The organism is Variovorax sp. FG153, assembly GCF_057809595.1.
In genome coordinates, this window is sequence record NZ_JBMDKG010000001.1 from 173,081 (window position 1) to 187,385 (window position 14,305).

Consider the following 14,305-nt stretch of genomic DNA (forward strand, 5'->3'; position numbering starts at 1 on the left):
GGCCGCGAAGCTTCCTCAGGGCTGCGCCTGGCCGCGCGGCCGCATGCCGGTGGCGCGCTTGAAGGAACGCGAGAGCGCGAGCCCGTTCGAGTAGCCCACCTGCTGCGCCACCTGGTCGAGCGTGAGCCGCTGCTCCTTCAGCAGGCGCGCGGCGATGCGCATGCGCGTGTGGAAGAGGTAGCGCAGCGGCGGCAGGCCGAACTGCTGGCTGAAGCGCGAAGCGAAGGCGCTGCGGCTCAGGTGGCACAGCGCCGCCAGCGCATCGACGGTCCAGTTGCGCGCGGGATGCTCGTGCATCGCGAGCACGGCCGTCGAGAGCTGGCGATCGCGGCGTCCGGGCGCGGCTTCCAGTCCCACCGCATGGGCCGGGTCGGCGAAGTGGCGCGACAGCAGCATGCGCAGGATGCCGTTGATCGAAGGCCCCATCGCCATCGCATTGCCGGCGTCGAGGTCGGAAATCCAGCGCACCCAGTCGACCACGCGCGCATCCCCGGCGCCTTCGCCGGCCTTGCAGTGCACCACCTCGGGGAGCAGCGCCATCAGGGGGTGTTCCATCAGGGCGCTGGTCTCGAAGAAGCTGCCCACGACGAGCGCGTCGTGCTCGGAGCCCACCGCATAGACACCGTGGCGGTTGCGAAAGCCCGCGCGCACCAGGTCCTCGATGCCGCGCGGCACGACCTGTTCGTCGCGAAAGACCAGGTGCACCCCGCCACGCGGCAGGAACAGGATGTCGCCCCTGTTCGCGAGATGAACCCCGTCGGCCATCCGCACGCGCCAGCCGTCGTCGCAGAACACGTACAGCGGCGCATGCGAGCGGCTGCGGACCTCGACCGCGTCGTTCGCCGCGCAGCGGTACTGGAAGCTCAGCACCGGCTCGAACCAGAGGCGTGCGATGAGCCGTTCGGTGTCGGGTGCGGTCTCGTGCGGGGCGGCGTGGTGGCGCCCGCGCTTGAAGGTCTTCGACATGCGAGGAAGAAATCGGAAAACAGCGGATGCTAGTGATCGCACGCCTGCTTGGCACTCCGCCGGAGGTCCTAGGGCGCCCCTTGCCGCGTTGGCCATTGGCGATAGGCCTTAGGGTGCGAGGATCAGCACCAGCGTCTGGCTCGGCGCGATGCGCGTGCCCATGGCGTTGGTGCTGTTCTGCATCGTGGTGCTGGTGAGGCGGGTGGCGGGCATGCCGTGGTAGAGAACGGTGGTGGACCCGGTCGTATGGCGGCTCGGCCCCATCACCGTGCCCGAGGCCACGCCGAGCAGCACGCCCGCGTTGTCGCCGTTGGTCATGGGGATGGTGGTGGCCATGTTGTGGACCGGGCCGCCCATGATCAGCACGGTCGGGCAGTTCGGTATGGCCATCGGGCCCATCGCGATGTTGGGGTAGGGCACCGGGATCGGCGACGGCGCGGCCGGCGTCATGCAGACGTCGGGAAAGGCCATGTCGGTGCCCATGAGCTGGCAGTTCGAGAACATCGTGGCCTCAACCGAAGTGGATCTGGCCGCCGCGCGCCTTGACCAGCTTCTCGCCGTCGATCAGCGTGTGTTCCGAGCTGATGCGCAGCAAGGTGTCGGCCTCCTGCTCGAGGTGTTCCGCGTGGACGCGGTCCAGCCCCTCGGTGCGCCGCAGGTAGCTGCGGCTGAAATGGCTGACCCGGTCGAACACGCTGTGGAGCATGTCGCCGACGAACCGCACCTGCCGGCTCATGAGGCTCATGCGCTCGCCGACGAAGAGCGTCTCGTCGGCCGTGAACTCGACGCTGCGCGAGCGGACCGCGAAGCGCGGGCTGTCGATACGCACGTCCGCGCCCGCGATCGCGATTCCGCCGCCGACTTCGAGGCGCGCCGGCCCGTCGCAATGCCAGGTCTGCGGCGTGCCCTCCGCGCGGTCGAGCACCGCGGTGATCCACCATTCGCCGATCGCCACGCGCATGCAGGCGACGCTGTCGCCGACCTCGGGCCGCAGCAGGCAGCTGGCGGCGCGTCGCGCCCGATGGCTCGCACCGGCATCGGCCACGGTCCAGCCGTCGGGCAGCGCGGCGGTGACGATCGCCACGAAGGCCTCGGCGCGGGTGGAAGGGGCGAGGCGCTCGAGCGCCGGGAGGTTCGACATGGTGTCCGTGCTTTCGTCTTCTTCTTGGCGGTGGGGAGGGTGCGTTCAGGCCGCGACCGGCCGCCAGGCATCGGCCCGGGCGCGGTCTTCGTCGATCTCGATGGCGCGCGCCCGGTCGGGCAGTTGCGCATCGTCGGTGCAGGCGCCATGCAGCATCGCGCGCACGAGCGTCGCGCCGCGTGCATCCACGCCGCAGAGGTCGGCGCCGCTGAAATCGGCATGGCTCAGGTCGGCATCGCGCAGCGACGCGCGCTGCAGTCGCGCGTCGGCGAAATGGCACTGGTGCAGGTTGGCGGCATCGAAGCGCGCGCCCGGCAGCGTGGCGCTGGTGAACAGGGCCTGCGACAGATGGGCCCCGGCGAAAAGGACGCCGCTGCCGGAAGCGCCGCAGAAGATCGCCTGGGGCGCGCGGGCGCGCGTGAAGTCGGCGTCGTCGAGTTGCGCTTGCATGAAGTTGCACTGCGCGAGCGCGACCTCGCGGAAGTCGGCACCCGAGAGACGTGCCTCGTTGAACTGGCAGGCCTCGAGCGCGAGGCCGCGGAACGACTTGCGCTCCAGGCCCGTCCTGTGGAAGGTGACCCGCCGCAGCGTCGCGTGCTCCCAGGTCAGCCGCGACGCATCGCATTCGATCATCGCCGCATGCTCCCAGTGCGTGTCGTCGGCGTTCACGTCGACCAGGCTGCAGCTGCTGAAGCTGCTCGACCGCAGCCCCGCGCCCGCCATGCCCGCATGGTCGAGCGTGCAGCGCGTGAAGGTGGCCATGGCGAGCGCGGCCCCCGAGAGCTGGGCATGCGTCGCGCGGCATTCGGAGAACACGGCGCCTTGCAGGTTGGCGTCGCGAAAGTCCGCATGGTCGATCTCGCACTGGTTGAAGACCGTGCGGCGCAGGTTGGCGCCGCCGAACAGCACGCCGCGCAGGTCGCAGCGATCGAACACGCATTCGCGCGCATCGGCGCCGCGCAAGTCCGCCTCGTTCAGCTGGCTGCGCGAGAAGACACCGCCCGCCACGCGGGCCCCCGCATAGGCACCCTTGCGGAAGTCCTTGCCCTCCAGGGTCTCGCCGAACAGGATCGCGATGCCCAGCAGCGTGGCGTTCATGCGGGCTGCTCCAGGGCCTGTGCGCGTGCGTGCGCCTGGCGCGCGGCCGCCGCCTGCTGCTCGGGCGTCAGTCGCGGATAGGTTCGTGCGCGCGTCAACAAGGCCCCGTCGAAACGGGCGTCGGCGTCGAGCTGAATGCGCGACAGGTCGGCCCCGAACAGGTTGGCGTTGCGCAGGTCGCAGCCGCGTAGGTCGGCATGCTGCAGGATCGCCTCGCGCAGGTTCGCGCCCGAGAGCCTGGCACCGGCCCAGCGCGAACGCGAGAGCATCGCGCCGCGCGCGCTGAGGAGTTCGGCATCGCAGTGCTCGAAGCAGGCGCCCGCGAGGTGCGCGCCGTCGAGCACGGCGCTCGTGAGCCGGGCCGCGCCCAGATCGCAGTCCGCCAGATTGGCGCCGTCGAGCCGGGCGTCCGACAGGTCCGCGCCGCGCAGCACGCAGGACTGCACGAAGGTGGCTCCGGACAGATTCGCACCCGCGAGGCGGGCGTCGTCGAGGCGGCATCCGACGAAGGTGCTGCCCGTGAAGACCGCATCGCGCGCGCTCAGGCCCTCGAGGCGGCATTCGAGAAACTGGCAGCCGGTCAGCCGCGCGCCATCGAGCACCAGGCCCCGCAGGTCGAGCTTGTGGAACAGAAGGCCGGCACCGCGCGCGCCGCTCCAGTCGGCCGGTCCCCAGGTGGTGTCCATCGACTGCAGGTTGTCGATGACGGCCTCGCGCAGCTGCGTTGCGGTAAGCGCCGTGCCGCCGAGCTGCGCGCCCGTGAGGTCGGCGCGGTCGAACACCGCGTTCGCGAGCCGCGCGCCGCCGAGGTTGCTGCCCTGGAGCTGCGCCTCGATCGCCACCGCACCTTCGAGGCAGGCGTGCGAGAGTACGCACAGGCGCAGCACCGCACCCGTCAGGTTGGCGTTCGTGAGGTTCGCGCTCTCGAGCCAAGAGCCCGTCATGTCGACGCCGCGCAGGTCGAGGTTCGACAGGTCGACGCCGGTCAGGTCGAAGCCCAGCCAGCGCCGGAAGCCGTGCGCCAGCATCCATTGCAGCTCGCGCCGGCGTTCGGCCGCCTGCGCCGCGGGCAGCGAGTCCACCGGTGGCTGGCGATGCGCCGATTGCAGGTAGTTCGAACGCGCAACGGCTTCCGCCTGTTGCAGCCGGGGAACGAAGGCGTTGCGGTCGAAGGCCTTGCCGGCGCCGGCATGGGCCGATTCGAGGCGCGCGAGTTCGTCGCGCGCGTTGAACCGCGGCGGCCCGCGGTGCTGCGCCTGCTTCAGGTCGACCCGGTGTTTCTGCGCGAATTCCCTGGCGTTCTCGAGCAGCGTGACCGTGTCCTCCAGGGCGGCCCACTCCTGGGCTTCCATGTCCTTGATCGTGCGTTCGATGAAGGCGGGCATCTCCTCGGGTTTGGGCGGCTGCTGGCGCGGCGGCAGCCGAAGTCCCAGCGCATCGGGATCCTTGCCCTGGGTGCGCACCTGGTCCCGTGCCATCTCGACGTCGATCGCGGCGCGGCGGTACTGCGCGTCCTCCTGAAGCCCGTCGGGGCGCAGCGCGGCCTGCGCGGCTTCGGTGGCGGGATCGGCGGTGTCGATCCCCGGCGGCAGCAGCGCGCTGTCGTCGAGCGCATGGAGCGCGGCATGCCTGCCGGTGGCGCGCTTGTTCAGCGTGTCGAGGTAGTGCTGCGGATCGCGCGGCTCGTCGATGCGCTCGACCGCGCCGAGCAGGCGCGTGATGTCGCAGGCATCGTCGCGCTCGGTCTGCGCCAGCCCGTGAAAGATCAGCACCAGCCGCTCGGCGTGCGGAAAGCACCAGACGGTGGTGAGCTGCATCGGGATCTCGTCGAGCGTCGCGGGCTCGCCGCTTCCCTGGTCCGGCGCGCGGCCCGCGAACAGACGCACGCGCAGGCCCGGCAGGCGGCCCGCGACGTAGGGCCGGTCGGGATGCATGTGATCGAAGGCGAAGTCCTCGTCGCCCTTGAGCGGCGCATCGAACCATTGATCCCGGCTCGCGAGATTGAAGAAGCGCCAATCGGTATCGGGCGCGAACCCGGGCGCATGCCGCGTGAGCCAGTCCTCGTCGTAGGTGCCGCGCCAGGCCGCGCGCTGCGGATGCGTCAGATCGAGCGGACCGAAGGCCGCCGGCGCGATGGCCTGGTCGATCTCGAGCAGGCGATCGTGCGGCAGTTCGAGGTGCGGCAGGGCGCGAATGCCTTCGAGCACCGCGCGGCCCTTGCCCTGTGGATTCGCCGGGTGATCGGGGCCGCCGTAGGCATGGGCCCAGTCGAGCGGAATCTTCGAGAACGGCAGCGGTGCCGTGGGGTCGCGCCCTTCCCATCGACGCTCGCCGAAGACCAGCACGGTCTTCTCCCGCTGGCCGATGCGCGCGCGCACCGCGACGGCGCGCGTGTCCACCGCGGGTGCGTAGGCATGGCCATGGACCAGGAATTCGGGATGCAGCTTGGCGATGCCTTCGTCGATGACCGGCGACGCCATTTCCTTGGCAAGGAAGTCCCACATCGATTGCTCGGCCCAGAGCGTGCCGCGCTCGGCCTGGGCGAAGGGGACATGGAGGTAGCCGGAGACGCTGAGGCCGAAGCGGTGGCGGAACTCCATGGGGCGGAAGGACAGGCCCAGGGATTGGGGCTTGATGATGTGCATGGGTGATCTGCGCGAGCGGGCGCGTGCTCGGTCAAGCCGGTTACTTCTCGGAATCTTCGGGCCCGGCTCCAGGATCGGGTGGGCTCGGTGGATTGAGCTGTTCATCCAATCCTTCGGGACGCGGAGGTGGTTTCCGCGTGCCGAAGAGGCGGGAGTTGTCCGGAGTCCAGGTGTACTGCTCCGACCTTCGTGGTTGATACCAGGGATAGTCGATGTCGAAGAGCTTCGGCGCTTCGCCGGGCTTTCTTGGACGCACATAGAAGTCGTGGTAGTCCTCGGAGAACTTATCGCCCTTCGTCGACATCGTGCTTGTCGGTGCATCGTCGCCCATGGTGCCGGCGCCGTCTTCCACCAGGCGTCTGAGTCTCGCGGCCAAACCCGGATGACCGGCGTTGGCAGCTGCCTGGGCGACCTCGCGCAGCTCTTGCGCCGCCTGGCTGTGTTGCGCTCCGTCTTCGCCGATGCCCAGGGCCCAGGTCATAAGACCCGAGAAGCCCACCAGCGTATGAGCCAGGGTGAACGCACTGGTCTGACTCGCCGTCAACACGGTGATGTTGTCACCGGGCGTGCTTCCCGCCGGTAGAAACATCTTGACGGAGCACATCTCCATGTCCGCGCTCAGTGTCGTACTGGAGCGCGCACCGGCAAAGTACTCGAGCTGCGCGCCTGCGGTACTGCTGATTCCGAGTCCGATGGTCGATTCCATCGCAAGCCCCAGGAAAGTGCTTCGCGCGAATCCGATGTTCGTATCGCTCGACATGCCGTGAAAGCTGCCGTTGTTGGACCCGTACACGGTCACGTTGTTTTCGATCGATGTCTGGTTGATGTTCCCCACCGCGATGATCGACGCATCGGTGTTGCTCACGAGCGTGTACTTGTTGGCCATGATCGTGTAGGGGCCCTTCGGGGACTCCAACACCATCGAGCTCGAACCCGTCACCTTGAAGTCGATGTGCTTCGCCTCGAAGGTCATGTTGGTGGCCTTGTAGCCGAGGTTGCCGTGAACCACGATGTCCTGGTTGCCCTTGACCTGGCGCCGCTCGTCGCCGTCCGTCATGTCCTGTCGTGACGATTGCGTGTGGGTGAACAGATCGCCCTTGACCGTCGTCGATTGCACGCCATCGATCTGCGTCACCTGGTTCGACACCACGTGCGTGAGCTGCTCCTCGCCGATCTCCGTGCGCTGCGTCAGGTCGACCTTGTGCGATTCGTTCTTGCGAATGTGCAGCTTGCGCTCATGGTCCACCAGCAAGGTCTGGTCACGGTGCACATGCGTGTGCTGGTCGCGATCCACGCGCAGCCACTGATCGCGGCCGATGCCGGTCGTGTCGTCGCGCTCCACGCTGCGCCGCATGTCCCGCTCCGCATGCACCGACAACAGCTCCTCCCCCTTGCGATCCTCGAACTGGATCTCGTTGTAGTTGCTCGCATCGCCCCCGGGCGTGGAGCGCGTGCGGAAGCCGCTCTGCGTGGGCGACTTGTAGGGGATCGGCTGGTCGTCGTTGTAGACCCGTCCCACGATCACGGGCCGGTCGGGGTCGCCATTGAGGAAGTCGACGATCACCTCCTGACCGATGCGCGGCGCGAAGTAGCCGCCCCAGCCCTTGCCGGCCCAGGGTTGCGACACGCGCACCCAGCAGGTCGACTTCTCGTTGCTCTCGTCGTAACGGTCCCAGTGGAAGTGCACCTTCACGCGGCCGTGTTCGTCCACGTGCAGTTCGTCGCCTTCTGGGCCGACCACGATCGCGGTCTGCGGGCCGGGCATGGTCACGCGCGGCGTGAGGCGCGGCGGGCGGAACGGCAGCTGCAGCGGCAGCACGGTGAGGAAGAACACGCAGACGCCGCGCTGCGCATCGTGCAGCGTGCGCTCGGTGCGGATCAGCTCGTCGAGCACGCCGTCCGCGCCATCGTTGACCGCGTCGCCCGCGATCAGGCCGCACAGCCGCTCGGCATGCCATTTGCGCGTGCGCTCGTCGTCGGCGCCTTCATGGCCCGGATGGGTGATGACGAAGCTGCAGGCGCCGATCAGGTGTTCGCCGCGCGCCAGTTCGGGCGCATCGCCCTCGAGCACGAAGCTGCGGCCCACGCCCACGTCGGGCCAGGTCGTCACGGCCCAGTGGCGGTCGCGGCGCGCGATCAGTTCCTCGCCGCGGATCCTGGCCGTGGCCTCGGCGTGCTCGACGCTGAAGTAGTCGCCCGGGTATTCGAAGTCCTCGAACTCGGCGAGCTCGTGCTCGTCGGCGGCGTCGATGGTGGCGCCGATGTTCTTGCGGATGGCCTTGAAGTCGCTGTCGCGCGCCGCATGCTTGCCGGTGTCGAGGCGCTGCGTGGAGATCCAGCGCGTGATCTCGTTGAAGCGCGCCTCGCCCGCGACGTCGGTGTAGTGCAGCACCGGCGTGGCCGGCAGGCGCTTGTGCGCGACGAAGCTGGTGTCGGCGAGCTGCAGCCGGCCCGGCTCGTCGTGCGCGTCGAACCAGTAGTAGATGCCTTCGGCCTCGAGCAGCCGCGAGAGGAAATCGTGGTCGCTCTCCTGGAACTGCACGCAGTAGCGGTGCGGTTCGTGCGCGCCGATCACGCCGTCGGCATTGGTCTTGCGGATGCGCCGCGCCGGGCTGTCCTCGAACACGCCGTTGAGCACATCGAGCACCGGCTTGTCCTGGAAGATGCGCGAGTTGCGCCGCTTGGTCAGCAGCCAGAACCAGGAGCGCAGCGTGATGCGGTAGCGGTGGTAGCGCCCGGTGCGGCCTTCGCGCAGGAAGCGCACGGCGTGCCCGTGGCAGTGGCGAGTGTGCGGGAGCTCATGGGCATCGATGAAGTCGATGCCGATGTCGAAGGCGCGGCCCAGGATGTCCTTGGGTTGCACATGCCCGTTCTTCGACAGCACCGTGAGTTCGTAGACCGCGGCGCGCGACAGGCCCTCGTGGCCGATGAGGCTCCAGAACATGAGGTCGTTGGCGACGGGGGAGTCGGTGTCGATACGGATGTCGTGCGTGTGCATGGGTCATCGATTGTTCGAAATCGGCGGGCGCGGCGCGATGGTCGTTCCGCTCGAATGGATGGCCGCGCGTCCTGCAATGGCCGCGAATTCCTCGGCCGCAGCCGTTCGCTTCAAGGTTTCACCCCCACGAGCCGCAGGAGATTGCCGCGCGCCACCAGTTCCCGCGCCTCGGGGGCGAGCTGGCCCAGGAAGTTCTGCACGCTCGCGAACTTCATGGCTTCGGCGTCGGCCGAGCGGTGGCTCGCGTCGGTGCCGATCAGGAAGCGGTGGGGCTGCGCCTCGATCAGCGCGAGCCATTCGGGCCAGACGTTCTGGCCGTCGCGCAGCACGGTGTAGTCGGGCGAGCGCGGATGGCGCGGCCAGGTGCGCGCGCTGAGTTCGTAGTGCAGGTTCGGATGCCGATCGAGCAGCCGCCGCGCGAGGAACAACGGCGTGTAGCCGCCATGGGCCCAGATCACCGGCACGTCGGGAAAGCGCTCGAGCATCTGTTGCAGCTCGGCCATGCGCGTGGATTCCACGTGCACCATCACCGGCAGCCGGTACTTGCGCGCGAGCGCCATGATGCCGGTCATGGTCGCGCCGGTCGGGCTGTAGTCGGTCTCCGCGAAGCCCGATGCCGGGAAGTGCGCGGCCGAGATCTCGCCGATGCCCTTGTAGAGACCGGTGGCCAGCAGCGCGTCGAGCTGCGCGAGCAGGGCCGGATCGTCGGCGCTCCAGCCCGGGCGGTAGATGCTGCGCTCGGGCGAGATCGAGGCGAAGGGGATCAGCCGGTCGGGATGGCGCTTCGCGGCCTCGGCCACCGAATCGTTGCTGCTGCGCCCGCCCCAGAACACCACGGCATGCGTGGCGCCCCAGCGGTCCATCAGCGCGAGCTGCATCGCGAGGTCGTTGAGATGCACATGCGCGTCGGCGAAGGTGATCATCGGCGCGGCGGAGCGCGCATCGGGCATCGGCGCGGTCTGCGACCAGGCCGGCAGGGCCGCGGCCCACAGCAGGCCTGCGCGCAGGCAGAGCGCGCGCGCCAGGCGGTGCAGTCGTTGTCGATCGGTCCATTGCATGGCGTGTCCTCGTGCGGCGGGAGGGCCTTCGCCCTGGGGGAGATGCACGTTAAACGCGGGGAGCAGGAAAGACGGTCAGCGATTGGTAAGCGTCTGCCGAAAGAGATAGGGATTGGCCGTGGAGACGTCGCTTGCCCCCACCCCGGCCCTCCCCCAGAGGGGGAGGGGGAAAGTCCTTCAGCGCTGCAACAGGGACCTGGCGCGCTGCACGCGCGCGAGGCTCTCGCCACCGCGCACCTGCGCGAGCGCCCGCGACAGTCCCGCGCGCTCCGCCTCGCCGGCATCGGGCCGTTCGCAGAGCTCGATCCACGCCGCGAGCGCGGCCCAGGCCGATTGCTGCGCCGCACCGTGGTGCAGCGCGCGCTCGAGCGCGCGCCGCGATTCGGCATCGTCGTGCTGCGCGGCGTGCCAGCGGGCATCGAGCCGGTGGATGTCGCTGAGATGGCCGGCTTCGCCGAACTGCTCGGCGCTGTGCAGCCCGGCGTCGATCTCGGCGCGGGCCTCGTCGAGCTGGCCGGCGCGCAGCGCCACCTCGGCCGCATACAGGTGGACCTGGCTCGCGCCCGCGAACATGCCGCGCTGGCGGTGCCGCTCGAGCGCCGCGCGGATGCGCTGCGTCGCGACCTGCGCGGGCCGGCGCGCTCCATGCCCGGCGATCCAGCCGTCGAACCACAGGGCCGGGCCCTCGGCCTGGCCGATGTCGTCGGCACCGGCCGCGGCCTGCAGGGTGGGCAGCATCTCGGCCACCAGCGCGGCTTCGCCGAGCGCGGCGCCCGCGGTCGATGCACCCCAGGCGGCCAGCATGCTGGCCATCGGTGCGCCGAGCCGCAGGGCGCGTTCGCGTGCCCGCGCGAGATGCTGCAAGGCGGTGTCGATCTCGCCGACCATCACCAGCGGCAGCGCGGAATTGGCGAGCATCGACACCACCGGGTCGATCGGGAACGGCGCGCCCGCGATGCGCGACTCGTCGCGCGCGCAGATCGCGAGCCCTTCGCGCATGCAGCTCGCCGCCGCCGCGTAGTCGCCCTGGAACGACAGCGTGGTGCCGCGCAGGTTCAGGGCGCAGACCACCACCGCGGGATCGTCGAAGCGCCGGCCCAGGGTCTCGACGCGCTCGGCCATCCGCAGCGCCTGCCGGTAGTCGGCGCGCGCCATGTGGATCCATCCGAGGCCGCCATGGATCCAGCCATGCGCGGCCGCCGCCGGCCGGCGTTCGCAGAGCTCGAGCGCGCGAGCCAGCGAGACCTCGCGCTCGGGCGCCGCGAAGCCCAGGTACTGCGCGAAGGCCACGGCCTGGTGGGCATGCAGCCCGAGTTCGAGCGCATCGCGCTCGGGCCGCGGCAGCGCATCGCTGCGGCCGAGCAGCGCCAGCGCCCGGCGCGCGAGCCGCACCGCTTCCTGCGGCGCGAAGCGCGCGACCGCGAGCCGCGTCGCCTCCGCGCTGTGGCGGATCGCGGCGGTGGCGTCGTGGCTGCGCTCGTGGTGCTCGGCCAGCTCCGCGGCCGCCACCGGCAGGCCGAGCGGTGCCATGGCCTCGAGGCCCTGCGCCGCGCGGCGGTGCAGTTCGGCGCGCCGCGCCGCGCCCAGGCGCTGATAGAGCACGTGGCGATGCAGCGCATGGCGAAAGGCATGGCGGGCGTCGAAGCTGTCGTCGGCCAGCCGCTCGACCGCGAGCGGCACCAGCCACTGGCCCTGCCTGGCGAGCCGGTCGATCTGCGCGCGCACCGACAGCCGCGAGCGTTCGAGCATCGAGGCCAGCGGCTGGCTCCAGAACTCCACGCCGAGCACCGAGGCCGCCTCGAGCAGCGACTGGTCCTCGGACTCGAGCAGCTCGAGCTGCCGCTCGATCAGGTGCGCGAGCCCGTGCGCCAGTCGTGCCGGCGGCTCGGCGAAGGCGTCGGGCGGAGGCCCGCCCGGGCCGTCTTGCGTGTCCGCGTGCTCGCGGTCGGCGGCATCGAGCCAGGTCGCGAGGTACAGCGGCAGGCCGCCGGTCTGCGCATGCAGCCGCTGCGCCAGGTGGGTCGATGGGGGCTGCCGGGCATAGCGGCCCGCGAGGTACTCGGCCACCTCGCCCGCGGAGAACGCCGCCAGTTCGAGGCCGCGCGCCAGGCCGCGCAGCCGCAGCCGCGCATGCAGGTCGGCCACGGCGGTGGGCCGGCCCTGCGCATCGGCGGGGCGCAGGCTCGCCACCAGCATCCAGCGCGCGCGTTCGTGCCGGCTGGCCAGGTGCTCGATCAGTTGCAGCGAGGGCAGGTCGCTCCACTGCAGGTCCTCGAGGACCAGGAGGATGGGCTGGGGCTCGGCCAGCCGGTCCAGCATCTCGCGGAACTCGCGCAGCACGCGCCCCGGACCCACGCCGTCGATCTCCTGCCGCAGCGCGAAGCGCTCGGCCTCGCTCGCGTGCCAGGGCATCTGGGCCAGCCAGGTGGGCGCGATGCGCCGTATTTGCGGCACCGCGCCCGGGTGGCTGCGGCACAGGCCGTTGAGCGCCTCGAGGATCGGCATGTGCGGCTCATCCTGCCCGCCCTGCTCGACGCACTGGCCGCGTGCCACCAGCGCCGCGCCCGCGTGCCGCGCGAAGTGGTCGATCAGCGTGGTCTTGCCGATGCCGGCCTCGCCGATCACGAACACCAGCTGCGCCGTGCCTTCGCGCGTCTGCTGCCAGGCCGCATGGAGCGCATCGAGCGCGGCCTGGCGACCGACCAGCCGGTCGCCGGCCGGCTGCACCCAGGCGGGTGGCGCCACCGTGGCGCCTTCGATGCCGGCGATGAAGCGGTAGCCGCGGCGCGGCACGGTCTCGACGTAGCACGGCTGCGAGGGATCGTCGCCGAGCGCGATGCGCAGCTGGTTGATCGCGGTCTTCACGACGGCGTCGCTGACCACCTGCGCGGGCCAGACCTGTTGCAACAGCGTGGCCTTGGCGATCAGCCGGCCGGGGTGGCCCGCGAGCGTGCAGAGCAGCGCGAAGACCTTGGGTTGCAGCGCGACGGGCGCGTCGTCGCGCAGCAGGCGGCCGGCGGCCACGTCGAGCACGAAGGGACCGAAGCGCAGGGGCGGAAGCGGGGCACTCACCATCGGTTCATCGCGGGGCGTCGGTTGCGAGGCGGCGGGGCGATGCGCATCGGGCGATTGTCATGGGGCAGGGGCTCGCTGGGTGGGATGTACCGATGCCGTCGGGGTGAATGCATGCCGCCCGCGGCACTCGAAGTCTTCCAGACGAACGAGGCACGGCGTTTTTCAAGCCACGAATCTCGGGGTGCGCCAGAATCCCGGACCGATACCGATCGCCCGTCCGACCTCCCGCCCATGCACCGCACCGTCGCCCTGCTCGTTTTCTCCGGCGTCCAGTCGCTCGACGTCAGCGGCCCGATGGACGTGTTCTCGGAAGCCAACCGCTTCCTGCCGGATGAGGACCACTACCGGCTCGAGACCATCGGCGTGGAGCACGGCACCATGCCGTGCTCGAACGGCCTCTCGCTGCAGGCGCATCGCCACTATGCCGAGGTCGACGATGCCTTCGACCTGCTGCTGGTGGCCGGCGGCCCGGCGCTGGTGCGGCAGCATTTCGATCCGGCGCTGTATCGCTGGCTCGAGGCCGCGAGCGCGCGGGCCGCGAGCTTCGGTTCGATCTGCAGCGGCGCCTTCATCCTGGCGCGTGCGGGCCTGCTGAATGGCCGCACCGTCACCACGCACTGGAACGACGCGGCGGCGCTGGCCAGCCTGTGCCCGAGCGCGCGCGTCGAATCGAACCGGCTCTTCAACCAGGACGGCAAGCTCTACACCTCGGCCGGCGTCACGGCCGGCATCGACCTGTCGCTCTACCTGCTCGCGCAGCACCACGGCAACGAGGTGGCGCTGCACGTGGCCAGGCGGCTCGTGGTGTTCACGCAGCGCGCGGGCGGGCAGTCGCAGTTCAGTCCCTTCCTCACGCCACGGCTCGAGCCGGCCTCGCCGGTCGCGCAGGTGCAGCAGTACGTGATGGCGCACCTCGGCGACGAACTCACGGTGGCGGTGCTGGCGCGGGTCGCGCACATGAGCGAGCGCAGCTTCGCGCGCACCTTCGCGCGCGACGCGAAGCTCACGCCGGCCGAATTCGTGGAGAGCGCGCGGCTCGACGCGGCGCGCGTGATGCTCGAGAGCGGCCAGGCGCCGATGAAGACCGTGGCTTTCGCCTGCGGCTTCCACGACGCGCACCGCATGCGCGCGGTGTTCCTGCGCCGCCTGGGCGTCACGCCGCAGCAGTACCGCGCGAACTTCGGCGCCGCGCGGCCCGGGGCTTGACGGCGACGCGCGGGCACGCGGACAATCCGGCCCGCAGTCGCCTTCGCGGCGCGCTGCCGTAGGCGTTACCGTCATCCAACGCGTCCTTTGTCGAGGGGTTCCCAGCAGGGAGATCTCG

General features: G+C 70.4%; 9 protein-coding genes. 1 reads left to right on the plus strand and 8 read right to left on the minus strand.

Annotation, left to right across the window (positions count from 1 at the left end; translation table 11 throughout):
- Positions 1–15: 15 nt before the first annotated feature.
- The 8 genes from ACODT0_RS00805 to ACODT0_RS00840 all read right to left on the minus strand — a co-directional run bounded on the left by ACODT0_RS00805 (position 16) and on the right by ACODT0_RS00840 (position 12,978).
- Entirely contained in the window at positions 16–966 is a 951-nt protein-coding gene (locus ACODT0_RS00805) for a helix-turn-helix transcriptional regulator (RefSeq protein ID WP_489040257.1), read from the minus strand.
- Between the two features lie 108 nt (positions 967–1,074).
- On the minus strand, positions 1,075–1,470 hold the full coding sequence (locus ACODT0_RS00810; RefSeq protein ID WP_489040258.1) for a DUF4150 domain-containing protein: 396 nt from the start codon (positions 1,468–1,470) through the stop codon (positions 1,075–1,077).
- A gap of 7 nt (positions 1,471–1,477) precedes the next feature.
- Positions 1,478–2,107, minus strand: a complete 630-nt coding sequence (locus ACODT0_RS00815; protein ID WP_489040259.1) for a DUF3540 domain-containing protein — start codon at positions 2,105–2,107, stop codon at positions 1,478–1,480.
- Positions 2,108–2,152: 45 nt separating this feature from the next.
- Positions 2,153–3,205, minus strand: a complete 1,053-nt coding sequence (locus ACODT0_RS00820; RefSeq protein ID WP_489040260.1) for a pentapeptide repeat-containing protein — start codon at positions 3,203–3,205, stop codon at positions 2,153–2,155.
- Complete coding sequence (locus tag ACODT0_RS00825; RefSeq protein WP_489040262.1) at positions 3,202–5,850, minus strand: DUF2169 family type VI secretion system accessory protein; 2,649 nt, start codon at positions 5,848–5,850, stop codon at positions 3,202–3,204. Before ACODT0_RS00825 ends, ACODT0_RS00820 begins: the two co-directional genes overlap by 4 nt.
- A 40-nt stretch (positions 5,851–5,890) precedes the next feature.
- Positions 5,891–8,848 (minus strand): type VI secretion system Vgr family protein, encoded by a 2,958-nt coding sequence (locus tag ACODT0_RS00830; protein ID WP_489040263.1) that lies wholly within the window; start codon positions 8,846–8,848, stop codon positions 5,891–5,893.
- Between the two features lie 110 nt (positions 8,849–8,958).
- Positions 8,959–9,906, minus strand: coding sequence for an amidohydrolase family protein (locus ACODT0_RS00835; RefSeq protein ID WP_479669589.1), 948 nt, complete (start codon positions 9,904–9,906; stop codon positions 8,959–8,961).
- 177 nt (positions 9,907–10,083) lie between these two features.
- Positions 10,084–12,978, minus strand: coding sequence for an ATP-binding protein (locus tag ACODT0_RS00840; protein WP_489040264.1), 2,895 nt, complete (start codon positions 12,976–12,978; stop codon positions 10,084–10,086).
- A 234-nt stretch (positions 12,979–13,212) separates the two neighbouring features.
- On the opposite strand from ACODT0_RS00840, the gene ACODT0_RS00845 reads away from it, so the two are divergent.
- On the plus strand, positions 13,213–14,187 hold the full coding sequence (locus tag ACODT0_RS00845; RefSeq protein ID WP_489040265.1) for a GlxA family transcriptional regulator: 975 nt from the start codon (positions 13,213–13,215) through the stop codon (positions 14,185–14,187).
- Positions 14,188–14,305: the final 118 nt, after the last annotated feature.